The organism is Pedobacter sp. GW460-11-11-14-TSB4, assembly GCF_059423705.1.
Window position 1 is genome coordinate 72,721 of record NZ_JBWKYI010000009.1, and the last position, 24,442, is coordinate 97,162.

A 24,442-nucleotide genomic window follows, 5' to 3' on the forward strand; every position below is an offset into this window, starting at 1 on the left:
CTTCGACAGGCTCAGAATGACAAGTTTATATTAAATTGAATTTTTTCCAGTAGGTAAAAATACGAGCTTTAAGTTCATCAACACTACATTTTTTTAAAATGGCTGCGGCCTGGTAAATTTCTGCAATCGATATATCCGCATCGTCTGTTTCCAGGAAAAAATTATCGGTACTTTGAATGAGTTTTGCCGCACCCGAGCTTTCTTTCAACGCAGCCAAACCAAATGAAAGTAAAAATCCTTTATCCAATAATTGCTGGCCAAGTTTTTCATTTTTATTAAAACCATGGATGATCATTGGTACTTTAACTTTCAACCGGTCTTTAATCGCAATCAGTTCAGAAAAGCATTTCACGCAATGCAGAATCAACGGTTTGTTAATCTTTTCAGCCAATTCTATCTGCTTTTCTAGGATTATTGTCTGATTTCCCAGGTTTTCACCTCTTAAGCGATCTAAACCACATTCGCCGATCTGTTTAACATTCGGTTGATTGGCCACAACCGTTAAATATTTCATTTGAAGCTGCAGGTGATCAATTTTGGCAAACCATGGATGTAAGCCTACCGAAATCGGTTTTGTTTTAGGCATCGCTAAAAAGATATCGTCAGTTAACGACAGGCTTTGAATGCTGGTTACCCCTGCTTGGGTAGCAGTTTTATGGGTATGTATGTCTAAAAAATCCATTGCAGGGCAAAGATATGCAAAAATGGAAGATGGGGCATGGAAGATGGAAAATGTAAAAAATACTTATTGAACTAAATCTTCGTTCCAAATCACTTTCCATTCTACGGACTACGGACTATGAATCTCACATTTTCCATGTCTCTGTAAAGAATTCGCGAATAATTTATTGTAAGATTATACTTTATTACTTTTACTTAATTATTATTCAGAAAAATCATGAAAAGATTAGTCATTTTATTAACGGCTGTATTTCTTTCGACTGCAGCTTTTAGTCAGGCGAAAAAAGAAGGCGTTCATATCTATAACCCACAAGCCGATGCCAAAGCCGAAATTGCTGCTGCGGTTGGAAAGGCAGCTAAAGAAAATAAACATGTTTTGCTTCAGGTTGGTGGGAACTGGTGTAGCTGGTGTATTGCATTCCACAATCTGGTTGACAGCACAGCAACGCTAAAAAAATACATTAACGACAATTTTGAAACTGTTCTGGTTAATTACAGTCCTGAAAATAAAAACGAAAGTGTTTTAGCCAGTTTAGGATATCCTCAACGTTTTGGCTTTCCGGTATTTTTAATCCTTGATGGTAAAGGCAAAGTGTTACACATTGAAAATTCTTCTTATTTAGAAACCGAAGAAGTTGGCGCTAACGGTAAAAAGAAAGTTGGACATGATGTAAAGAAAATTACCTCTTTTTTAAAAGGATGGACAACCACTGCAGTTAATCCCGAAACTTACAAGTCGAAGGCCAAGTAAAGGTTTAAGGTATAAAGTTGTAAGGTTTAGGGAGAAAACCGGGCAACTTAAAAAATAAAAAGCCGTCCTGATTTTACATCGGGACGGCTTTCTTTTTAATCATCTAGATCATCTTCTTCCACTTCATCATCAAGGTTTAACTCGTAAGAAGCCCTAGATGCTTCATCGGCTTGCTCCAGCAGATCTTTGTCGTGTTCAATGCTGGTATCATCACCATTAATTTCATTGATATTTTCTACATCATCCTCTCTGCGTAAAGCATCATTAGGATCGTTTGAATAATTGTCATCTTCCGGGTCTATCATAACATTAAGATTTTATAATTAGATAATCGTTTTGAGCAAAGAATTGTTTTGAAAAAAGGTAAAAGCTGAAAGACTAAAGTAATAGATTGATTATTTCAGAGAAAAAATTATAGAAATAAAAAAATGCCGGAAGATTTAATCATCCGACATCTGATTCTTTGTATTCTTCGTGCCTATGTGGTCAATAACTAAAGCCCGTCGCCGAATTTATAAAACGGAGCCACGCTTACGGGTAACTTGCCAGTAGGTGTCAATCTGTTGTTAATCACTGCAGCAGCCGAAATCTGCATGTAATCTTCTTTTTGATAAGCAACAACCAAACCTTTACTGTTTTCTAAACCAGCTAAGCCGGCCAGATTATATGGATTAGCAAACAACGCAAAAACAGCATTTTTTGCTGATAACTCTTTAATAAAGTTTTTTACGCCTGCATTGAGCGGGATATTGTTTGCTGGTCTTGCGCGGCTATCGTGAATGCCCACAATCACCTGGTCAAATGCAGCGATTTCGCGGGCAATGTTCGAAATTTGTGTTGCATTGGCATCTTTATCCAGCACATAATAAACAGAGTTATAATAACCTTTCGAAATCTCTTTCTGGAAAGTAGTTACCGAGGGTACGCCGATACTGATAATGGCTGTTCTTCTGATTGGAATAAGACGTTTGATATAATCTTTACCTTTTAGCAGGGTTACTGACGCATTGGCCAACTCCTGCACCAAAGCATTACTTGCGTTGCGGTTTACGGCAGCAACAACACCCTGGGTTACAATGGTATCGCGTTTAGCCAAACCTGCCCAATATTTTGCAGTTAATATTTTACGCACGCTTTGGTCGATCTCGGCCATGCTTACACGATCCTGTCTCACCGCTTTACGCACCAGTTTAATCGCCCTATCGCTATTTTCCGAAAGTTCTATGATATCGTTGCCTGCAATAATACCCATCAGATCCGCTTCGCCATCTTTAAAGTATTTTACCACACCTTTCATGTCCATCGCATCCGAGATGATCAAGCCTTTAAAGCCTAATTTCTGTTTTAAAATGCCTGTAACAATCGGCTTGGAAAGGGTAGAGGGTAAATTTGGCGTATTATCTAAAGATGGGATGTTCATGTGTGCAATCATCACGCCAGAAGCCCCTTGTTTAATCAGCTCTTTGAAAGGATACATTTCTAAAGTATCCAAACGTGTAGCAGAGAAAGTAAGCTGGGGTAAATCGTAATGCGAGTCTACATCAGTATCGCCATGACCAGGAAAGTGCTTCAAGGTGGTTAATAAACCGCCATCTTGCATGCCTTTCATATAAGCGGCAACCTTGGTCGCCACATTGTATTTATTTTCGCCAAAAGAGCGGTAATTAATAACCGGATTTTTAGGGTTATTATTGATGTCGGCATCGGGTGCTAAGTTCATCTGCATACCCATGCGTTTGTAATCTTTGGCTACTTCCAAGCCCATTTTATACAACAGCTCTTTATTTTGGATTGCGCCAAGGGTCATTTGATAAGGAAAGGAAATTGTGCTGTCCAGGCGCATGCCCAAACCCCATTCACCATCATTGGCTACGATTAAGGGTACCCTGCTTAATTTTTGATAGGCATTAGTGGCTAAAACCTGCCGGCCGGGGCCTCCCTGAAAAAAGATTACTCCACCCAATTGTTCTTTTTTAATGACCTGACCAACTGAGTCGGTATATTTTTTACCCAGATTGGTATGTGCCCGAACAAAGAACATCTGCGCAATACGTTCTCTACGGTTAAGTTTGTTAAAAACCGAATCGACCCATTTCGGTTGATTGGCCAATAATTCTAAATAGGTTTTCTGTTGTGCGCTTGCCGAAAATGCAGTGCCACAAAGGGCAATAAGTATAAATAAGTTTTTTCTCACGTGTTTTGTTGTATCAGCTGCCGCTAAATTAATAATCAAAAAGCGAATTAAACAAAAACCAATCCATTAATTGATTTAATCTAATAGGTTGTAAGTCTGTTGCTTTTACCGGCAGTAATTTAGGTTGTTAATGTGTGTTATTTGTACATTCCTTTGCCTTCGATAAAATCGATCACTTTATCAGGCAGGAAAAACTGAACATTCTTTTTCTCTTTAATGGCTTTACGGATAAAGGTTGAAGAAATTTCCATTAAAGGGGTTTTGGTAAAAGTGATGGAAGGATGATTTTCCCATTCGCTTACATTTGCCTCTGGTCGGGGGTAAACGTAAATCTGGTAGTTTTTTAAAAGCACCTCGTAGTTTTTCCATTTTTTAAATGATACCAGGTTATCAGCGCCCATAATCAATACAAATTCCTTTTCAGGATATTTTTCATGTAAGTAGGTAAGGGTATCGATGGTGTATGATGGTTGAGGTAGGGAAAACTCGATATCGCTCACACGGATATGTTCTGCATTTTCTGTAGCCAGTTTGGCCATTTCCAAACGGTCGTACATGTTGGTTAAACCACTTTTGTCTTTTAAGGGATTATGTGGTGAAACCACCAACCATACTTCATCAAGCTCAGTATGGTTAGCCATGTAATTGGCAATAATTAAATGCCCGGTATGGATGGGGTTGTATGAACCAAAGAAAAGACCGGTTTTCAGTTTACAGTTGGCAGTTGACATTTTTCAGTTCGCTACATTAATTGATGAACAGTTAAGCAACACCATACTTCTCAGGATTATTGATCATGTGATTTAGCAGTTTCCCAACTTCGTCGCTTTGTAATGTTAATTTTTCGTATTGTTCTTCAGCAATATATTTACATTCGAATGCGAACTTTAGCCAGCCCTTGGTTTCACTATTTTCCATGTCACTATCCGAAAGTTTACTGATGAAGTGCGCTTTATATCTACGTTTTCGGTAGGCTTCTACTAAACAAATATTTGTAGATCGGGATGATCTTCTTATCTGATCAGTTAGCGAATAGGTTTCAGCCTTCGGAAAGGTCTTACTGATTTCAAAAATATCCATGGCCAATTCAAATGACTTTTTATAAACTAATAAATCAGAAAAATCGCCCATAAATTGATTTATATTTATTCGATTAACTCCTTATACATCCAAAACTGAAAATTGGAAACTATAAACTGCTAACTCTTCAAAAAATCCCCCACCAACTGCTCTGCTTCTGCACAAGCTGTAGCCAGATCGTAATTTTTTAAAATCACATCAAACTTATCTGCATAAAGCAGTTCTTTTTCAGCTTTAATAAAACGTTCCTGTAATTTCTCAGGACTATCTGTACCACGGCCGCTTAAACGTTCTTTTAAAACATCTAAGGATGGTGGCTGAACGAAAATAGCCAGCGCATCTTCCTCATATTTTCTTTTCAAACGGATACCGCCTTCTACATCAATATCGAAAATAACGTGTTTGCCATCATTCCAGATGCGTTCTATTTCTGAACGTAAAGTGCCATAAAAAGTTCCGTTATAAACTTCTTCAAACTCCACAAATTCCTGGCGGGCTACTTTGTGCAAAAATTCTTCTTTACTAATAAAATAGTAATCGTTTTCATGTGTTTCAGCGCCTCTCAATTCGCGGGTTGTCGCAGAAATAGAAAAGCTCAGCTCAGGAAATTTCGTTAATAAATGATGTACTATAGTGGTTTTACCTGCCCCTGATGGTGCTGAAAATATGATTAATTTGCCTTGCATTTTTAAAATTTTTGCGATTGGCGTCTGGCGTTAAGCGCTTATCGCTCTCCGCCTAACACTACAACACATTCAATAACTGTTCTTTTATCTTTTCTAATTCTTCTTTCATACCTACAACAAATTGTTGCATTTGGGCATCGTTTGCTTTAGCACCCATGGTATTAATCTCTCTTCCGATTTCCTGAGAAATGAAACCCATTTTTTTGCCGTTTGCTTCTTTGCTTGCTAAAGTTTGCAAGAAATAATCGCAATGGCTTTTTAAACGTGTTTTTTCTTCAGTAATGTCTATTTTATCAATGTAATAAATCAGTTCCTGTTCAAAACGGTTCTGATCGATATTTACTTTACCTACCGCATCGTCCAAAAACTGAGTAAATTTATCACGGATAGCGGTAATTCTTTTAGGCTCTAATTCTTCAACAGATTTGAAATAAGAAAGGATATTTTTAATTCTCAGCTCTAAATCAGCCTTTAACACAGCACCTTCATCTTCTCTGAATTTATTGAAATTGGCCAAAGCTGAAGTGAAAATCTGGAATAAATGGTTCCACTCATCTTCACTCACACTTTCTTCCTTGTAACTGATGACATCAGGAAAAGTTAAGGCAGTTTGCAATAAATTGCTGCTTCCGGCACTTAATTCGTCATTAACGGCAATAAGTTGTTTATAATAATGGCTTAATAATGCAGTATTGATGGTCGCACCTGTAACCTCACCATTGGTACGTTCTACATTGATGCTTAAACTCACCTTTCCGCGCTCGATGTCTTTGCTGCAAATGTTGCGCAGAATCAACTCTTTATCAGAAAAAGCTTTAGGATATTTTAAATTCAGCTCCAGGAATTTACTGTTGAGCGATTTGATTTCGACACTATACTTTGCATTTGCATAATCGGCTGTTGCTAAGCCGTATCCTGTCATGGATTTTATCATGCGCAAAGATAGGGTTTTCAGCCGAAAGGAGAAATAATAATGGATTGGGTGTTAGGATTATGGAAGTTGGTCGTTTAAAAAAATGATTGTTCGAATTTGGAAAACCAGCGTTCAGCATTTCTTCGGGGATTGCAGCCCCGCTTTCATTACAAGTCCTCTCCCGATGAAAATCGGGATGCGGGCTTTTCATTCCAATCGGGTTTAGGTACAAAGCAGAATTGGTTTTGGCTCTGGTCTGTTACCTGCAAAGTACAAATCAGCGTATTTAAATCTGATGGGACTGGGCTTTTATTCCTGATAAATGAAATATAATCCTACTTTTCCAGCATGTTCAAAATAGCATTAAATGTTTTTTGCTTCAGTTCTTCAATATCTTCGGCAACCAGGCCTTTCACTTCAACGGCTTCCCCAAATACTGTTTTAATTAATCCAGGATTTAATAATAATGGATCTGTTCTGGGTAAATGCGCCCTGCTGTTCAATATGGCGAAGGGTAAAACAGGGGTTTGGGTTTCTATCGCTAAACGAAATGCGCCATCATAAAAAGCATTTAAAGGTTGATCAGATTTATTCATCGTTCCTTCCGGAAAAATCAATATGGATTGACCATCAGCCAGATCTTTCCTTAGCTCGGCTACAGAATGGTCCCGGCTTTCTCTGCTGCTTCGGTCAATCACCACCACTAAACGTTTGTAAATCCATCCAAATACGGGTATTTTAAGCATTTCAATCTTCCCCAGCGGACTAAAGGCCTGTGGAATGCAGATCACAATGGCTACGGCATCTAAAAAGGAACTGTGGTTACCTACATAGATATAAGCCCGCGAAGTGTTAATTTTTTTACCTCCAGCAGAAAACCATAGAAAGGTTAAAAGACTAAAAGTCCATGCCCAGCATTTTAAAAAATAGAAGGAAATTTTTCTTCCTGTTTTCTCCTTAAAAATACCTGTACTAATTAGGATAAAAGGGCAAACAATAAGCATGAGTACGAAAAATACAATTGCCGAATAGAGTAAATAAAATCCGCCAAATAGTTTTCTCATCATTATTAACGTTTATTTAACAGTTTGCAAGGTTAACAAGTGTTAATTTTACAAAAATATTGGTAGATAGGAAAGCATTTTCCTTCATTAAGGAAGATAAATTCGTTTTCTGGCCAGGATGTAACAATTAGGCAGAAAACAAACAACAAAACCAATCTGCTGTTAAAATAGAAACCAATCTGCGCTACCCGATCATTTAACTGGCCATTTTAACGCAATGAAGCATTTGAAAATTATTCTTCTACTGATCATCTTCATGCAGGGCTTAAAAATCAAAGCGCAGGATTTTGTGCTGAAAGGGGTAATAATTGAAAAAGGTTCGAATGTGCGGATTGCTTTGGCTGGTATTACCAATATGCGCAGTAAAATGGGCGCAAGCAGTAATGATATTGGGATGTTCCAGTTAAGTGTAAGAATTGGCGATACGCTGTTCATTCAAAAAAGAAACCTGAATGAGCAAAAAATAGTAGTTAAATCAGATGATGACCTGGTTATTTATCTGGTTAGAGGAAGCACAATGTTAGAAGAGGTTACGGTTAAAGGCCAGACCAAAAAGCAGGAAATGGAAAGCATAAAAAGAGACCTGAAAAGAAATGGTTCATTTTATGCAGGTAAACCACCATTAATCTTGTTAAACCCTTTTGGTGGGAGTCCGTTAACATTTTTTTATGAGCTTTTCGGAAAAACACCGGCAAGAGCGCGTAATTTTAACCGTTATTATCAAAAGGAGCTAAGTTTAATCGAGGTGGATAAATTTTTTAATAAAAGTTTAGTCTCGAAAAATACCACCTTAACAGGGAAAGCGCTCGACAAATTTCTGCTCGACTATTACCCAAGCAGTAGCATGGTTAGTAACTGGAACAATTACGATGCTGTTAAATACATCAAAGAATCGGCTAAAAAATATACTGATACTTTGAAACACACAAATTAAAACATAAATGAAAAACTTTAAATTTACCTTCATACTCTTCGTTCTCACCGCAATTGGCTTTGTCGCTAAAGCACAGGATTTTATTATTAAAGGCGTGGTCATCGAGAAAGGCTCAAACGTTAGGATTGCATTATCACAAATTACCAACCTGCGTACCGGTATAGGGGTGGGGAGTAATGATATTGGTATGTTTCAGTTAAAAGCCAGACTTGGCGATACACTTCTGGTCATTAAAAGAGACCTGGTCGATCAGCGCATAGTGGTTACCAGTGAGAAGGATCTGGTTGTTTATCTTGTTCGCGGAAGTACTACATTAGCCGATGTAACCATTAGGGGAAATACGAAACAACAAGACCTCGACGATATTAAAAGAGAGTTTAAAAACAAGGGCGTATACAATGGAGGTAAAACTTCATTTCTATCAGCGGTATTCAGTCCGTTAAATGCGTTGTATAACCTATTTGGCAAAGATCCTAAAAATGCAAGGCGGTTTGGCCGGTATGCTGATAATGAAATTAAACAATCGCAAATCGATGTCTACTTCAACCAAAGCATCATTAAAAACAATACCGAATTAAGAGGCGATACCTTAGAAAAATACATGTTAAACTGTCGCCCTGAATTTGATAAAGCGCAATACTGGAACAGCTACGATTACATTAAATACATTAAAGAATCTTCAAAGAAATTTACGGATACACTGGGAAAGGGGAAATAGGTTTGAGTCCGGAGTCAGTTTGAAGTGATGGGTTTTGGGGGTATAAAATAAGTCCGAAGTCGGAGGTCTGAAGGGTTTAGCCCCGAGTTGAGCATTTAGCGTTAGTAGTTTTAACCCACCTGTACAATTAACCAATTATACAGTTAACCAATCTTCTATATACTCAACGCTTCGCAAGCTTTTTCTGCTGCTAATTTTTCTGCGTTTTTCTTGTTGTAATCTCTGCCGGTACCATATTTTTCACCTTCAACAATTGCGCTAATGGTAAATAACTTGGCACTTTCACCTTCACTGTTTTCGGCCAGTTCGAACATAACATCTTTGCCGTGGCGCTGGCACCACTCAATCAATTTACTTTTGAAATTGGTTTCAGTAAGTTCCAGGGTATGAATATCGATATGTGGTTTTACAATTCTGCGCAATAAAAACTCTTTGGTAAAATTGTACCCCTTATCCATATAAATGGCGCCTACAATAGCCTCAAAAGCATCGCCGAGCATCGAATTGTGTTTGGTTTGTATGCTAACCGAACGCTGGTCAAACTGAATGAGCTTATCAAAACCAATTTTCTTTGCCAACTGGTTTAAATTAGCCCGGTTCACAATTTTCGAGCGCATTTCGGTTAAAAAACCTTCTTCTTTGTAGGGGTAATGTTTAAAAAGCAGCTCTGCTATCACCGAACCTAAAACAGCATCGCCTAAAAATTCTAAGCGTTCATTGCTGCTCCTGCTTCCATTTTTTAAAACTTTCGCTACAGAACGATGTCTGAACGCCATTTTATAGAGCGTAACATTGCCTGGAACAAAGCCTAAAATGTTTTTCAGCTTTTTAACAAACTCCTTTTCAGGAGAGAGATAAAGTTTATATAATTTTAATATCGGCATTAAATAAATAACACAATTAACGGCTAATTAGCATATTTAACTAAGTTATCTATTTTTAATTAGCATACAAAATTATATAGCAGGGCTGTTTTAAATTAATCTTCGTATTTCTTAAAAATAACGGAAGCGTTATGGCCGCCAAAACCGAATGTATTACTTAAAGCAGCTCTAACGGTACGTTTTTGTGCTTTGTTAAAAGTAAAATTCAATTTAGGGTCAAATGCAGGATCGTCTGTAAAGTGATTGATCGTTGGAGGAACAATATCATTTTTAACAGAAAGAATGGCTGCAATAGCCTCAATAGCTCCGGCTGCACCCAAAAGGTGGCCAGTCATCGATTTGGTTGAGCTGATGTTTAAACGATAAGCATCTTCACCAAATAATGTACCAATGGCTTTGGTTTCACTAATATCACCCAGTGGGGTAGAAGTACCGTGTACATTGATATAATCTATATCAGCAGTTGTTAAACCAGCATCTTTTAGTGCATTGGTCATTACCATTCTAGCGCCCAAACCTTCAGGATGTGGTGCTGTGATGTGATTAGCATCGGCACTCATTCCACCGCCAACAAGCTCTGCATAAATTTTTGCACCTCTTGCTTTTGCATGTTCAAGTTCTTCTAAAATAATCGTCCCAGCACCTTCACCAGCTACGAAACCATCACGGTCTTTATCAAAAGGGCGTGACGCCGTTGCCGGATCTTCGTTACGCGTTGATAATGCATGCATGGCATTAAAACCACCCATACCTGCTTCGTTAATGATGGCTTCAGAACCGCCACTGATAATTACATCAGCCATACCCAAACGGATATAGTTAAATGCATCAATCATGGCATTGGTTGAAGAGGCACATGCCGAAACAGTTGCAAAATTTGGCCCACGTAAGCCGTATTTGATCGAGATATGCCCAGGAGCAATATCAATAATCATTTTAGGGATAAAAAATGGATTGTATCTTGGCGTACCATCTCCCTTGGCGAAATTCGAAATTTCATCCAGGAAAGTTTTCAATCCACCTATGCCTGCACCCCAGATTACACCGATCCGGTTGGTATCTAATTTTTCAAAATCAAAACCACCATCCTTCACAGCCTCATCTGTTGCCACAAGAGCATATTGTACAAACGGATCTAGCTTGCGGGCTTCTTTTTTCTCCAGAAAGTCTTCCGGATTAAAATTTTTAACCTCGCATGCGAATTTGGTCTTGAACTTTTCAGTATCAAAACCCTTAATAGGAGCAGCGCCACTCACCCCGTTAGTCAATCCTTCCCAAAAATCGGGAACATTATTGCCTATAGGAGTGAGCGCACCCAACCCTGTTACTACTACTCTTTTTAATTCCATTTATACTGAAAAAGCGTAATTCTATTTAACGTTTTTTTCCAAATAAGCAATCGCTTGACCAACTGTACCGATGGTTTCAGCCTGATCATCAGGAATAGCTACATTGAATTCTTTTTCAAATTCCATAATCAACTCTACGGTATCTAAAGAATCTGCACCTAAATCGTTGGTGAATGAAGCCTCTGGCGTAACTTCGCTTTCGTCAACACCTAGTTTTTCTACGATAATAGCCTTAACTCTTGAAGCAATATCAGACATAATTTTATAATTTAATGGTTAAATAATTCTGTGCAAAGAAAAATAAATTCTTACAATTTTCAAATGTTTTTATTTCGATACGTAATTTTGGTATCTCAATAACACAGCGAATATAGAATTAGTTTTTTAATTTCGTTCTGTAAATAATTTATTTCGCTTTGAATAAGACTTACCTAAAACTTACCTTAGACCTTGATTTTATACTAATTGCGATCACAGCACCCCTAAAAGACTATGTGCTTTGCCACAAAATTAATACCCGATTAAATACACAATTTGAAAAAATAGAAGACCATGAAATATTTTTTAATATTGACGAACCAGCCTGGTCTTTCTCTAAATATTACTTTTTTGTAGAGCAAGGTGAGGTAGAATACTACTTAATTTGCAACAAAAGTAGCGATGGTTTTCTAATTCCGGAGATGAACAAAGTAGATTTCTTTATTATTATTAAAGAATTTATTGATAAGGAAGATTTGGATTATTTAATCAATGGTTTGAATAAACTGCCTGATATACAGGTGGCTGCAAAGATTGATCCAGCCAAGTTAAAGAGCCGTGAGAATTTGGTAATATAAAAATTATATACTTGGTGTATTAAATACACTATATTTGACGGTTACAAACAAAGAACAAAAGAACAAAATATATAAAATTTAATGCAGTTTGATTATTTTAGATAAATAATTATGCTTTCTTAAACTGCATTGCTAAAATCAATTAATTAAATGAAACCTTTTCATTCGAGAACTAAAATTGTTGCCACGCTTGGGCCTGCATCAGCAAAACCAGATGTATTATATAGTATGTTTAACGCAGGTTTAGATGTTTGCCGCTTAAACTTTTCACACGGATCACAAGCAGATCATCAGGCGGTTTTGGATACCATCCGCGATTTAAATAAAAAATACGATTATAATGTAGGTATCCTTGCCGATTTACAAGGCCCTAAAATCCGCATTGGTTTAGTAAAAGAAGGTGGCATTAACCTGATTAATGGTAAAACTACCGTAATTACAACAACCGAATGTATTGGTAACGAGGAACGTATTTACATCACTTACCAAAACTTCCCTCAGGATGTTCAGGCGGGCGAAATTATCCTTTTGGATGATGGAAAGCTTCAAATGAAAGTGATTTCTACCAATTTAAAAGATGAAGTAGTTTGTGAGGTAGTTCACGGTGGTATTTTAACTTCCAGAAAAGGTGTAAACCTTCCAAATACTAAAGTTTCTATCCCTTCTTTAACACCAGAAGACCGCGAAAACTTAGAATTTGTTTTAGAAAATGATGTAGAATGGATCGGTTTATCTTTCGTGCGTAAAGCAGAAGATATTATCGAACTTAAAAAAATTATTGCAGAACGTGGTAAAACTGCCCGTGTAATTGCAAAAATCGAAAAACCGGAAGCCATTGCCAATATCGACGAAATTATTGCGGCAACGGATGGTATTATGGTTGCCCGTGGTGATTTAGGTGTTGAATGTCCGATGGAAGAAGTTCCATTGTTACAAAAAATGATTGTTGCTAAATGTAGAGCAGCTTCTAAACCTGTAATTGTGGCTACCCAAATGTTAGAGAGCATGATCACTACACCTCGCCCAACACGTGCAGAGGTAAATGACGTGGCCAACTCTGTTTTAGATGGTGCTGATGCAGTGATGTTAAGTGGCGAAACTTCAGTTGGAGAATTTCCATTGATCGTGATCGAAACGATGCAAAAAATTATCCAGAACATTGAGCAAAACAACTATCCTTTCAATCCTGATAAGTTTTTAAAACCAAAATCGCCATCTTTTTTAAGCGATGCCATTTGCGATTCTGCTTGTTTCTTAGCGAAACAAACCAACGCGGTAGGTATTGTATCGATGACTTTAAGTGGTTATACTGCTTTTGAAATTTCAAGTCACCGTCCGGAAGCTTTAACCTTTATTTTTACCAGCAACAGGGCCTTATTAAACGCGGTAAGTTTACTTTGGGGCGTAAGAGGTTTTTACTACGATAAGTGGGAAAGTACCGATAACACTATTATAGAGGTGAACGAATTCTTAAAAAGCAAAAAATTGGTTAAACAAGGTGATATCGTGATCAATACGGCTGCTATCCCAATGGAAGCAAAAGGTAAAACCAACATGTTAAAAATTACGGTTATAGATTAATTTCTAATATCATATTTAAAAATGCTCCCGATTTTAACCGGGAGCATTTTTTTTACCAATAAAAAATATACTTTTGCAATCCACCCGGAGAGGTGTCAGAGTGGTCGATCGAGCACGCTTGGAAAGCGTGTGTACTGCAAGGTACCGCGGGTTCGAATCCCGCTCTCTCCGCAAAAGGATTTCTAATATCTAAAAAGGCCTGCAAATCGCATGATAGCAGGCCTTTTTTCGTTTCCGGTAAACACGCTTATTATCCATCCATCTTTCTTAAACCTAATGGTTCATTATTGATAAATATTTTTATGTTTGTATAGTATTAATAAACATTGTTTACAATAATTTGCTTTGATTGCAGTAAATTGTCTGCTAAAATATTGATATCGAAAAACAGACTTAACAATGGCATACCAAAGCTAAACACCCGAAAATCTTATTCTTATAGAAATGGTTTTCATGTAATAACCGGAAATCAATCCCGAAAAACAATAATAAATCTAACCAATTTAAACGTCCTAAAAAACAAACCATGAAAAACAACACCTTACGACTTCTACTTTGGGCGCCGCAAACAGGCAGCTTCCTAAAGTCGAACCAAAGCGCAAAGATGAAACTAGTTGCCGCTTGTTTAATTTCCTCCATCCTGTTTGGTTGTAGCAAGCTCGAAAGTTTTAAAACTCTTGGTGCCGGAAAAACAGAAGCAGTAGTAAAAACCAAAAAAGTCCTTATTATTGGCTTAGACGGCACATTGTGGACTGCACTTACCCAACAAAATGCCCCGCATATAAAAGCACTTATGGATTCATCGTGGGTAAGTACAAATGCCCAGGCAGAACCACCAACCTGGAGTGCAGGCGGATGGAGCGGGATATTAACCGGCACCTCCATTTCAAAACACAAAGCAACTGACAACTCTTTTACAGGAAACGATATCGCCAATAACCCATCGTTCTTCAGGGAAATAAAAACAGCACTACCCAACCTAAGAACAGGTGCAATTGTAGCATGGAGCCCGATTACAACCTATATCGTGAATGCTAACGATGTTGCTTTTCGCACAGCCTACGGCGATAGTGATTATGTATTAAGAGATAGTAAAGTGGCCACGGCCGTAATTAATGAACTCTCGAACAACAATCCTGATGTACTTTTTTGCCACTTTGACAACATTGACCACAATGGCCACGGAAGCGGCTTTTCGACCAGCAATGTTAACTATACCAATGCAATTGCAGCGGCAGATGTTCATGTCGGAAATATTCTTACTGCATTAAAAAACAGGGCAACCTATAGCAGCGAGGATTGGCTTATTGTCATGGTAACCGATCATGGTGGTACCGGAACCGGGCATGGTGGAGCAAGTTATTTAGAAAGAAATCCATTTATCATATTAAACAACAGCGCGATAACGCCTGCGGTGGTAAATACGCTCCCTGGTGTAAGTGGTTCGCATAGCGAAAATGTTGTGGGTTTTGGTAATGGGGCTTATGGAAAACTGCCCGCCTTATCTAATGTAGATTTTGCAACCGGCAATTTCACTATCGAATACCGCGTACGAAAAAACAATACATTAAGTACAAACTACCCACCTGTAATCAGCAATAAAAATTGGGTATCCGGTATTAATGTTGGTTTCGAAATGCACGATCAGATGGGGAAATTAAGGTTTAATATCAGCAATGGCACTACCCGTAAAGATTTTGATCCTGGTATAGACCTTACTGACCAGAACTGGCATTACATTACCCTGGTAATTAACCGTACAACCAACAGGGCAATGGTATATGAAGCTGGATTGATGAAGCTAAACGGAGATATTTCTGCAGTTACAGGGTCGATACAGGATCCTGCTTTAAACCTTAATATCGGTCAGGACGGCAGGGGACTTTATGGGCCAAACCTCTTTAACGGAAACATCACACACCTGCGGATTTTCAATACCGCATTAAGCCCCGCCACAATTGCTAAACAGTATCAGAATAGTAACCTTACTTCAACCAACCATCCTGATTATGCGAGTTTAAAATATTATGCAAAAGGAAATGATGGATCAGGCTCGGTTTATACAGGTATTATTGGAGGTAATGTTAATTTAATCGGAAGTGGCACAAGTGCACCATCATGGTCAAGTGCGAGCGCTGGCAATTATGTAAGTGGAAATCCGCCGTTTATTTATGGCGTTGCCCCAACCGTCCTTAAGTTTTTAAATGTACCCATTCCAGCACGATACGATGCTGCGAGTTTGGTAAATTTTTAACAGTTATACCGATACATGAATAAGTGAACACGATCTCTTGTCGCAGTTTATAAATTCATAAAATACCCGGGATTGAGTAAAGCCTGAAATTGAGAGATTTCAGGCTTTATTTGTTTTCGCCGGTGGGTATTTAACCTGAAAGGAAAACTGCAGTTGCACCTATGGTTTACTGGCATCTTTTTTCAGAAATGCGATGTTTGTTACTTTATAATTCAGTGCGCTTGTGGTACCTGCTGTTACATCGATGGTAACCCCTGTTATTTTACCAGCCATAGCCGACGCAAGAAATACGGCTGTATTGGCTATATCTTCCATGAGCGGTAACTGTTTTAACATGGTGTCGCTTTCCATTTTCTTAACGAATGCTTTCACTTCATCGCCACCGGCATCTATTGCTTCCTTAAAAACCCTTGAGTCCGGAGATCCGGCCGAACGGATGTTTATCACACGAATTCCATATGGACCCAGTTCTGAAGCCAGGTTTCGGGAGAATGCCTCTACCGCATTACAGGCAGGACCAAATCCGCCCACGTTGGCATAACCGATACCTCCGGGTGTAGCGGTGAGCGAAAGGATCACCCCGGATTTATTTTGTTTCATCACCCTTCCTGCAGCGGTTGCAGTGATGAATTGGCTTTCCATGGCAATATTTATCGGACGGAGAAAATCATCAAGCGCCATATCAACTAAAGGCATGTCTTGTGTATCCTGCCAGCCGATTGCATTGAAAGAGATATCAACCGATCCAACGGCCTGCATCACTGTTTGTACATGGTCATTTACAGATTTCTCATTCCTCGCATTTACCTCATGGAATGAAACCTTCCCTCCGGCAGATGCAATCTTATTTGCTGTTTTTTCCACACTGTGTATATGATGGCCTGTAAGAAATACCTGAGCACCGGCAGAGGCGAGCGCACTGGCTACCGCAGCGCCAAGAGATCCGCCAGCGCCATAAATAATCGCGATTTTACCTTCTAATAACATCATTCAGTTTTTTTGATGTTTAAATTTAGGTGTAAAAATTACTTTAGGTGCTGTACCGTTATGACAAATAAAGGGGCATTCGCGCCAGTATTAAATCCAAATGACTCATCTAATTCATTATAAAGCGCTTTGCTTTTAAACAAACGTTTGTGCAGTAATAAACTTTAAAAACCAATGATATTTCTACAAATTGCTGTATCAAAACCTGATATAACCAATCATGAAAAATATTTTTACGGTACTGATGCTGATGTTGGCATTCCGGAGCCAAGTATTGGCGCAAACCAGTATTATACCCCAACCCAGGGATTTCAAAGCAAACGGAAAAGTTTTTAAGCTGAATGCCCAGACAAAAATTTATTATCAAAAAGGACTCAAGGACCAGGCACTGCTCCTGGCATCGGCTTTAAGCCCGGCTACGGGTTATGATTTTGCGTTACAGGAATTTAAAACTGTACCACTTAACGGAATTATATTAGCTACTGCTAAAGGAGACACCAATAAGGAAGCCTATCATTTATTGGTCGATAACAAACAAATTAAAATTACTGGCGCTAACAGCGCAGGCGTATTCTATGGCATTCAAAGTTTGCTACAGCTGTTGCCCGCCGAAATATATAATAAAGAGCGTCAAAAAAATATAGTTTGGAATATCAAGGGCGCGGTGATTAACGATAGCCCGGAATACCCGTGGCGTGGCATGATGCTCGATGTTTCGCGCTATTTTTTCAGTAAGGAATATGTGTTGAAATTTATTGATATGATGGCCATGTATAAAATGAACGTTTTACACTTTCACCTTATTGATGATGCCGGATGGAGATTAGAAATTAAAAAATACCCGAAATTAACCTCAATTGGTGGCTGGCGTGGTGTTGGTGCAGAAACAACCGGAGGTTATTATACCCAGGAAGATATCAAAGAAATAGTAGCCTATGCGGCAAAGCGAAATGTAGAGGTGGTGCCCGAAATAGAGCTACCTGCACATACCCTCGCCGCAATTGTTGCTTATCCTTACCTGGGTTGTACAGGGCAGCAATTCGTAATGCCTACCCAGCATTCAATCAGTAAAGAAATCTATTGCGTGGGCAAAGAAAGTACCTTTAGTTTTTTAGAGGATGTTTTTAAAGAAACCGTTTCACTTTTTCCATCCAAATATCTTCATATTGGCGGAGATGAAGCCAATTACAGTAGATGGAAAGAATGTGCAGATTGCCAGCGGAAGAAGAAAGAATTGGGACTAAAATCAGAGGCCGAGCTGCAAACCTATTTTAATAACCGTGTACAAACGATACTGAAAAAATATGGTAAAACCATTGTAGGCTGGGATGAAGCCATAGAAGAAGGCCTAAAAGAGCCGATGGTAGGGATGATCTGGAACGATCCGAAAAAAATACTCAAAGCAGTTGAGGCCGGCCACAGTATCGTTCAATCCCTTACTTCTTATTGTTATTTTGATATGTCCGAAGCAAACATTCCGGGCGAAGTGCAAACTGCAACCTGGGTAGGACCAGTTTCTTTAGAACGGGTGTATTCCCTAAACCCGATGGTGAAAGGTTTAGACGAAAAATATAAGGGGCAAATCCTCGGTGCTTCAGGAACATTGTGGGCAGATCAGTTTATCCACGGAAACAAGTTGCCAGAATTTGCTCCGCTAAATGAAAACCGTTCAGAAAAATATTTTGATTACCTGGCCCTGCCAAGACTGAGCGCGCTGGCAGAGGTTTGCTGGACTCCCTTCGCCCGGCAAAGCTGGACAGATTTTGAAAACCGGATGGCTTCACATTACAGCCGTTATCAAAATGCGGGTTATGGTTTTCGCTTGCCTCAACCGAAGCTGATGAGTAAAACTAAGACAGACAGTACCGAAACCATCACCTTAAAAAATATTGTCGACCATGCGGAAATACGCTATACCACAGATGGCTCTTTCCCGAATGCTTACTCTCCTGTTTACACGCAGCCGGTTAAAGTAGGTAGACTTAATAATTTCTTAGCCATCACTGTGCTCAACCGTCAGCAATATTCCCTTCCGCTTTATTTTCCGGAAAAGTATGAACGTTACAAAAAATATGGCACCTTATTATCAGAATGGAATCCATCAAATATTAAGGCAAAAGATTTTGCGCTAATGGAAATCAATGCCACAGGTAAAATTAATTCAAATGGAAAATATGTATTAAGTTTTCAAGCTACCGGAGGCAGGAGCAAGCTTGAAATACAATCCATCGAAATTTATAAAAATGGCACCAAGCTTAATGGAGGCGTGCAACAGAACACTACAGAACAAAAAGAAAACAGTTATAAATTCGAAATCAATGAGTATGAAACCGGTGCCGCATTTACCATTAAAGCCTATGTAAGGGGCGATACCAGTAATGACACTAACGGCGCAATTTTCATCCGGAAAGAAAACTAATTAATATCCTGTTTTGCATATAGTCCGCATTTTTTGAATGCGGACTATATGTGGTCTTTCTGTTTACCGGTAAGACTTAATCATCTGCTATTGCCCAGAGATGTGGCCGTTGATCAACCGCTAATGCCTTAAAAAATTTCTTTAGTTTTTAAATCCTGCAGTTGGGGCGAAACCACCTTGCCTATTCCATTAAATACAAATTTAATCCCCATTACTTCGCCTATGGATTGTTTATATTGCGTAGTGAGCACTTTTTTTCCATCAAGGTAAATAGAAACCACTTTATTTGCTACCCTGATGGTTACATCCCCACCATGTTCGGGATTAAAGGCCAGATTACTGAGGTTTTTATCTGAACCCAGCACACGCAGTTCTGAAAATTTATAATCGCAAAAGGCCGAACAACTTGGCCTGAACAGATTGATCACATGTTTATCTTTCGAGCCCAGGATGAGGATAGCGGTTCCTACGCATTGTGTGCCTGGCCTGTCTTTTTCGGAGAAAATCTTACAGTTAAAAGAAAAATTATCGCCACTGATGTGAGAAGGCTTAACATAACTGAAGCCAACCATAAAAGGTTTTGCAGTATCGAGACCTGCCGAATCGAGTTGTTGGGGAGAGACATAAATATTTGCCGGATGGAGTGTTTTAAGCCCGATTACCGGAAAAGCGCGTGATGTATCATTCCCCGAATTGGCCACCCATCCTTTGGTCTGCATAAAGACGCTAACGGTATCGATGGCCTTGCCATTGTGAAGCAAGGTGGCATAAACCACGCCCGGATTTTTAAAAAACTTGGTTACTTCTTTCTTTCCGCTAATTTCCGACCGCATCGCTTCTTCTAAAAAATCAAGCTGAAATTTCTCGTCCTGACTATAACCTTTCATTGCTTCCAGCCTGAACGTTGCTGAGTGAGGGACTGCTCCGAAGGGATTGGTACACACCAGTTTTACATGCATCTGCTCCCCATGTTTAAACAAAATTATCGCAGCTGCACAACCCAAAACCAACAGGATACTTAGAATTGCTACAAAGCGGTAAGATTTGCGTGCTCTTTTGACGGCGCTTACAGGTAGCATTTTCTGGTCTGCCAGATTCTCCGCTGTCGCCTGGCTATTTTTTTTCGTGGTTTTATAAACCAGCTCAAGCTCCTGCCAGTCGCGGTAACCTATAAATTGTGCCAAAGCATCCCTTGTTGCCTTCTGTGGATAGTAGCGTTCTGAGGTTTTCAATTTGCCCAGTATCCGCCTGAGTGTATTTTCGCTTAAATAAACCTTGGTCTGTTTTCCTAAATGGCTACTCAGGGCCGTATAATCTGTCGAACGCCATTCGGCAACAGGCAGGTCCCCCATTTTTTTTATGATCTCGGCCACGCAATAATCCAGCAATTCGAAAAAAGCGTGAGTTTCCTTATTTCCAGAATTCGATTTCATAAAAAATAATCAGCTATAAATCAAATAGTTAAACATACAAAACAATTCAAAAACTTTGTAGCCTTAATCATTAACTACAAAATTATATTTCCAATAGTTTTACTAAACCCTTGCGATCACGTCGCAAACATAACATAATCGAATTAAATACAAGTGGGAATTTGTATTCATTATTAGCACTAAAACAACTACAAAATTTTAAATCATCATCCCTGAAATCGTTTAAAAACAAAGCAACCAATACAACCAACAAAATTATGTCTTTAATTAAACAACAGAATGCTCCACGCAATGGTGTGGAGTGGTTATCGATTAAAAAGCGATCTCAAAATCGAAAGTTGATTTTGGCACTTGCTTTCGCAATGCTTGCATTTCAATCCAATGCAAAAAACGTACTATTCGAAGTTTCGGATAGTGATGCAAACGTCGGAAATACTCATTTGTCAACCGGATACTCATTTCCAGGGAGCAGGTATCTTGATGTTAGTGGAAAAATAGTTGATGAAAATGGACAGCCCATTCCTGCAGCAACAGTAAGCGTTAAAGGAACAAAAATTGTTACCCAGGCTGATGCCAATGGCGTATTTCAGCTCAAAAACATTGAAGATGGTGCCGTTATTATTGTTTCTTATGTAGGATACAAGCCGCTTGAAGTAAAAGCGTCATCAGGTATGACGATCAAAATGATACCTCAATCTAACCTTGAAGAGGTTGTGGTGGTGGGTTATGGAACGCAGAAGAAAGGCAATATTACGGGTTCTGTCTCCTCTATTAAAATGGACAAAATTGGTTCTATTCCGGTTTCTAACTTATCTAATGCCTTAGCGGGCAGGGCACCTGGTATTACTGTTACCAATAGCTCTGGGCTTGCTGGTGCTACCTCAACCATACGTGTAAGGGGAAGTTTTAGAGAACCTTTGTATGTGATTAATGGTGTGATTAAAAACAAAGCCTCTTTCGATGCACTGGATCCAAATGAAGTTGACCAAATGAGCGTTTTAAAAGATGCAGCTTCGGCATCTGTTTACGGTGCACAGGCAGGTAATGGGGTAATCGTTGTGACAACCAAAACCGGTAAGGTACAAAAAGCACAGTTTAACTTTCAGGCATCAAATACCTTAGCCACCACGACTAAAACGCCCTTGGGCGATATTACCACCGCCGCCGATGAGCTCACCTATCAAAACAGGGTAACGAGATTTGAATGGGAGCAAGGTGCCAGAACCACGCCCTATGTGCAACCCAATAACCAGAGAGAATTCGATTATTTTAATGATAAGGTTTACAATGTAAACGATTGGGTTTGGCGCAATCCAAATTCACAAAAGTACCTCCTTAGTGTGAATGGCGGTAGCGAAAGAATTACCTATTATGCCATGGCAGGTTATACCGATGAGCAGGGTACTTACAAAAATGTAGATTTTGGTAAATTCAACCTGCGATCGGACATTACGGCACAATTGAGCAATGCCATTTCTATGAATTTAAATTTATCGGCATCTCAGCAAAATAACCACCGTTTTTTTTGGCAGGGCGATTCTGCTGATGATTTTAACGTGGGCGATTTTTATCGTGTAACCTTCAACTGGACTAAATTATATCCTTTTTATACTGAGGCTGATGGCACTCCGGCTAATCAGGTTACAGCTTTTCCGGTACAAACCCCATTGGGCAGTTTTCAAGCCTGGAGCGTAATCGATCAGGTTAATGGCGATCGGTATGTTGATACAAAAAACAGGCAATTTAATCCTATTTTAACCTTTAACGTTAAGTTAGACGCCATTACCAAAGGTCTTTCTGCTAAAATCGCAGGAAATTATGAAGCGGTGGATTACATGCGTAAAACGTTTATCACTTATCAGAAAAATTATGTTTATTCTCCTAAAGATCCATCGGGTAACCGGTTCATTCCTGCAGCACCAGATCCTGCAAAAACAAATACCTACACTTTCGGGCAAGCCCAGCCAAGCTTAGGTTATGAGATGAATAATGCCTGGAGGTACCAGGTTAATGGTTTCTTAAACTACGATAGAACTTTTGATAAACATAAAGTAACGGCACAAGCGATATTCGAACAGTCGGAGTTTAAAACGACCTATATCACCACTACGGGTTTTGCGCCTACAGCCAGTATAGATCAGATGTTTGCCTACTCTGCATCAGCGGGTAACAGAACGGGTAATGCTACAGAAGCCATTGGTGTTAACGGAGGAAATGCATTTAATTCATGGATTTCGAATATTGCATGGGTTGGTAAATTGGGTTATAATTTTGACGAAAAATACCTTGTTGATTTTTCATTCAGATATGATGGAACACCCTTAGTTGCTGAGACCAAAAGATGGGGTTTCTTCCCGTCAGTTTCTGCAGGATGGAGAATATCACAAGAAGGCTTTATTAAGGATAACGCTAAATGGTTGAGTGATTTAAAACTGCGTGCCTCATATGGTACAACAGGGAATCTGGTAAATACGAGTAATAATACTATTGGCGCTTTCGGATTTGAACAAACCTACGGAAACGGGAACTCATATATTTTTGGCAATACGCTTTTCCGTGGTGTTGCACCAGGTAGCACACCTACCCCTAACCAAACCTGGGCAACCATTTATAACTACAACATCGGTTTGGATTTTGGATTGTTAAAAAATAAACTAACCGGTTCTGTTGATGCCTTTTTGAATAACATGAAAGATATCCTCGGACCACGGGATATTATCGTGCCGGCATCTTATGGAGCAACGATAGCGCCAGAAAATTATGCCGCCAGAAGCTTCAGAGGACTAGATTTTAACCTGGAGTGGCAAGATAAAATTGGCCAGATAAATTATTCATTGTTCGGTAATTTGGGTTATGCCAAAGACCGTTGGGATGTATTGGATCAAAGTGCTGATTATTTACCAGGTGGTGTTAACGAATGGCGCTCCGCCATCGGCCAGCCCGCCAATAGAATTATTGGTTTAAAAGCAATTGATTTGATCCGTACACAGGAACAGTTAGATGCCTTAAATGCTAAAGGATTTTTGCAATATGGCAGAAAACCATATTTAGGTGCTATTCTTTATGAAGATGTACGCGGCGATGCATTTAAACCCGGGGCAAATAATAAAATTGACGACAATGACCTTCAGGTATTGAGTAACAATGCAATACCAAGAATAAACTTTGGTTTTGGTTTTAGGGTCAACTGGAAAGGCATTACTATTGATGCATTGCTGCAGGGTGTAGGTGCTTATGACAGGATGATCAGTAACCAGGAGGGTGGTGGTATGCGCCAGCATGGTGGTAACTTCCGTACCTATTATCCAATATGGGCTGGCGACGTTTGGACTGCTGAAAACCCTAACGCTAAATACCCTAGGCCGGTCGGTCAGAACTGGCAGGAATCTGGTACAGGCGCCTCTAGCTTTTGGATGGTTAATGGTGCTTACTTACGCTTAAGAAACATTAATGTCGCTTACGATTTACCACAAAAATGGATGAATAAAGCTGGCTTAGCTGGTACGCAGATTTTCTTCAACGGAACCAATCTGTTAACCTTCTCGGCTATGAAAGAATTTCAGGACCCTGAGCAGAACAACTACGATTCTTTCCCTATTATGAAAACCTTCACTTTGGGCTTAAATGTTAAATTTTAAACCGGTTGTTATAAAAAAATGAAACCGGCATGGGCATACT

General features: G+C 39.1%; 21 protein-coding genes and 1 tRNA gene. 9 read left to right on the plus strand and 13 right to left on the minus strand.

Features of this window, described 5'->3' with window-relative positions; genetic code table 11:
- Nucleotides 1-25 precede the first annotated feature (25 nt).
- Nucleotides 26-682 (minus strand): TatD family hydrolase, encoded by a 657-nt coding sequence (locus tag AC07YT_RS11210; RefSeq protein ID WP_086548061.1) that lies wholly within the window; start codon nt 680-682, stop codon nt 26-28.
- 216 nt (nt 683-898) lie between these two features.
- On the opposite strand from AC07YT_RS11210, the gene AC07YT_RS11215 reads away from it, so the two are divergent.
- Nucleotides 899-1,432: a thioredoxin family protein gene (locus AC07YT_RS11215; protein ID WP_086548060.1), complete on the plus strand. Its 534-nt coding sequence runs from the start codon at nt 899-901 to the stop codon at nt 1,430-1,432.
- 95 nt (nt 1,433-1,527) lie between these two features.
- On the opposite strand, the gene AC07YT_RS11220 is transcribed toward AC07YT_RS11215, so the two are convergent.
- From AC07YT_RS11220 to AC07YT_RS11250, 7 genes are all read right to left on the minus strand, one after another.
- Entirely contained in the window at nt 1,528-1,737 is a 210-nt protein-coding gene (locus AC07YT_RS11220) for a hypothetical protein (RefSeq protein ID WP_086548059.1), read from the minus strand.
- A 188-nt stretch (nt 1,738-1,925) separates the two neighbouring features.
- Nucleotides 1,926-3,626, minus strand: coding sequence for a glycoside hydrolase family 3 protein (locus tag AC07YT_RS11225; protein WP_086549439.1), 1,701 nt, complete (start codon nt 3,624-3,626; stop codon nt 1,926-1,928).
- A gap of 137 nt (nt 3,627-3,763) precedes the next feature.
- Entirely contained in the window at nt 3,764-4,357 is a 594-nt protein-coding gene (nadD, locus tag AC07YT_RS11230) for a nicotinate (nicotinamide) nucleotide adenylyltransferase (RefSeq protein WP_086548058.1), read from the minus strand.
- 31 nt (nt 4,358-4,388) lie between these two features.
- A complete protein-coding gene (locus tag AC07YT_RS11235; RefSeq protein ID WP_086548057.1) occupies nt 4,389-4,757 on the minus strand; it encodes a four helix bundle protein in 369 nt (122 codons plus the stop codon).
- 68 nt (nt 4,758-4,825) lie between these two features.
- The gene (gene gmk / locus AC07YT_RS11240) at nt 4,826-5,392 is read right to left on the minus strand and encodes a guanylate kinase (protein ID WP_086548056.1); all 567 of its coding nucleotides are present in this window, start codon (nt 5,390-5,392) and stop codon (nt 4,826-4,828) included.
- A 58-nt stretch (nt 5,393-5,450) separates the two neighbouring features.
- On the minus strand, nt 5,451-6,314 hold the full coding sequence (locus AC07YT_RS11245) for a YicC/YloC family endoribonuclease (RefSeq protein WP_086548055.1): 864 nt from the start codon (nt 6,312-6,314) through the stop codon (nt 5,451-5,453).
- 326 nt (nt 6,315-6,640) lie between these two features.
- A complete protein-coding gene (locus AC07YT_RS11250; RefSeq protein WP_086548054.1) occupies nt 6,641-7,372 on the minus strand; it encodes a lysophospholipid acyltransferase family protein in 732 nt (243 codons plus the stop codon).
- Between the two features lie 214 nt (nt 7,373-7,586).
- Here AC07YT_RS11250 and AC07YT_RS11255 point away from each other — a divergent pair, with 214 nt between their 5' ends.
- Both AC07YT_RS11255 and AC07YT_RS11260 read left to right on the plus strand, forming a co-directional pair.
- Complete coding sequence (locus tag AC07YT_RS11255) at nt 7,587-8,303, plus strand: hypothetical protein (protein ID WP_145954281.1); 717 nt, start codon at nt 7,587-7,589, stop codon at nt 8,301-8,303.
- A 7-nt stretch (nt 8,304-8,310) separates the two neighbouring features.
- On the plus strand, nt 8,311-9,021 hold the full coding sequence (locus AC07YT_RS11260; RefSeq protein ID WP_086548052.1) for a hypothetical protein: 711 nt from the start codon (nt 8,311-8,313) through the stop codon (nt 9,019-9,021).
- A 155-nt stretch (nt 9,022-9,176) separates the two neighbouring features.
- Here AC07YT_RS11260 and rnc read toward each other — a convergent pair whose 3' ends face one another.
- The 3 genes from rnc to AC07YT_RS11275 all read right to left on the minus strand — a co-directional run bounded on the left by rnc (nt 9,177) and on the right by AC07YT_RS11275 (nt 11,512).
- Nucleotides 9,177-9,905: a ribonuclease III gene (rnc, locus tag AC07YT_RS11265; protein ID WP_086548051.1), complete on the minus strand. Its 729-nt coding sequence runs from the start codon at nt 9,903-9,905 to the stop codon at nt 9,177-9,179.
- 95 nt (nt 9,906-10,000) lie between these two features.
- Nucleotides 10,001-11,254: a beta-ketoacyl-ACP synthase II gene (gene fabF, locus AC07YT_RS11270; protein ID WP_029274997.1), complete on the minus strand. Its 1,254-nt coding sequence runs from the start codon at nt 11,252-11,254 to the stop codon at nt 10,001-10,003.
- A 21-nt stretch (nt 11,255-11,275) separates the two neighbouring features.
- Nucleotides 11,276-11,512: an acyl carrier protein gene (locus AC07YT_RS11275; protein WP_008508386.1), complete on the minus strand. Its 237-nt coding sequence runs from the start codon at nt 11,510-11,512 to the stop codon at nt 11,276-11,278.
- A gap of 158 nt (nt 11,513-11,670) precedes the next feature.
- Here AC07YT_RS11275 and AC07YT_RS11280 point away from each other — a divergent pair, with 158 nt between their 5' ends.
- The 4 genes from AC07YT_RS11280 to AC07YT_RS11295 all read left to right on the plus strand — a co-directional run bounded on the left by AC07YT_RS11280 (nt 11,671) and on the right by AC07YT_RS11295 (nt 15,925).
- Entirely contained in the window at nt 11,671-12,090 is a 420-nt protein-coding gene (locus AC07YT_RS11280) for an IPExxxVDY family protein (RefSeq protein WP_029274996.1), read from the plus strand.
- A 150-nt stretch (nt 12,091-12,240) separates the two neighbouring features.
- Complete coding sequence (gene pyk / locus AC07YT_RS11285; RefSeq protein WP_086548050.1) at nt 12,241-13,671, plus strand: pyruvate kinase; 1,431 nt, start codon at nt 12,241-12,243, stop codon at nt 13,669-13,671.
- 86 nt (nt 13,672-13,757) lie between these two features.
- Nucleotides 13,758-13,842 (plus strand) — tRNA-Ser (locus tag AC07YT_RS11290).
- 355 nt (nt 13,843-14,197) lie between these two features.
- Nucleotides 14,198-15,925 carry an alkaline phosphatase family protein gene (locus AC07YT_RS11295; RefSeq protein WP_086548049.1) on the plus strand — a complete coding sequence of 576 codons (1,728 nt, stop codon included), beginning with the start codon at nt 14,198-14,200 and terminating at the stop codon, nt 15,923-15,925.
- A 159-nt stretch (nt 15,926-16,084) separates the two neighbouring features.
- Here the strand turns inward: AC07YT_RS11295 and AC07YT_RS11300 are convergent, their stop codons facing one another.
- The gene (locus AC07YT_RS11300) at nt 16,085-16,915 is read right to left on the minus strand and encodes an SDR family NAD(P)-dependent oxidoreductase (protein WP_494945318.1); all 831 of its coding nucleotides are present in this window, start codon (nt 16,913-16,915) and stop codon (nt 16,085-16,087) included.
- Between the two features lie 217 nt (nt 16,916-17,132).
- Between AC07YT_RS11300 and AC07YT_RS11305 the strand changes: the two genes are divergently transcribed.
- Nucleotides 17,133-19,331 (plus strand): beta-N-acetylhexosaminidase, encoded by a 2,199-nt coding sequence (locus tag AC07YT_RS11305; RefSeq protein ID WP_086548047.1) that lies wholly within the window; start codon nt 17,133-17,135, stop codon nt 19,329-19,331.
- A gap of 128 nt (nt 19,332-19,459) precedes the next feature.
- On the opposite strand, the gene AC07YT_RS11310 is transcribed toward AC07YT_RS11305, so the two are convergent.
- Nucleotides 19,460-20,764 carry a hypothetical protein gene (locus AC07YT_RS11310; protein WP_086548046.1) on the minus strand — a complete coding sequence of 435 codons (1,305 nt, stop codon included), beginning with the start codon at nt 20,762-20,764 and terminating at the stop codon, nt 19,460-19,462.
- Between the two features lie 257 nt (nt 20,765-21,021).
- Here AC07YT_RS11310 and AC07YT_RS11315 point away from each other — a divergent pair, with 257 nt between their 5' ends.
- Nucleotides 21,022-24,402 carry a SusC/RagA family TonB-linked outer membrane protein gene (locus AC07YT_RS11315; RefSeq protein WP_145954280.1) on the plus strand — a complete coding sequence of 1,127 codons (3,381 nt, stop codon included), beginning with the start codon at nt 21,022-21,024 and terminating at the stop codon, nt 24,400-24,402.
- The last annotated feature ends 40 nt before the right edge of the window (nt 24,403-24,442 follow it).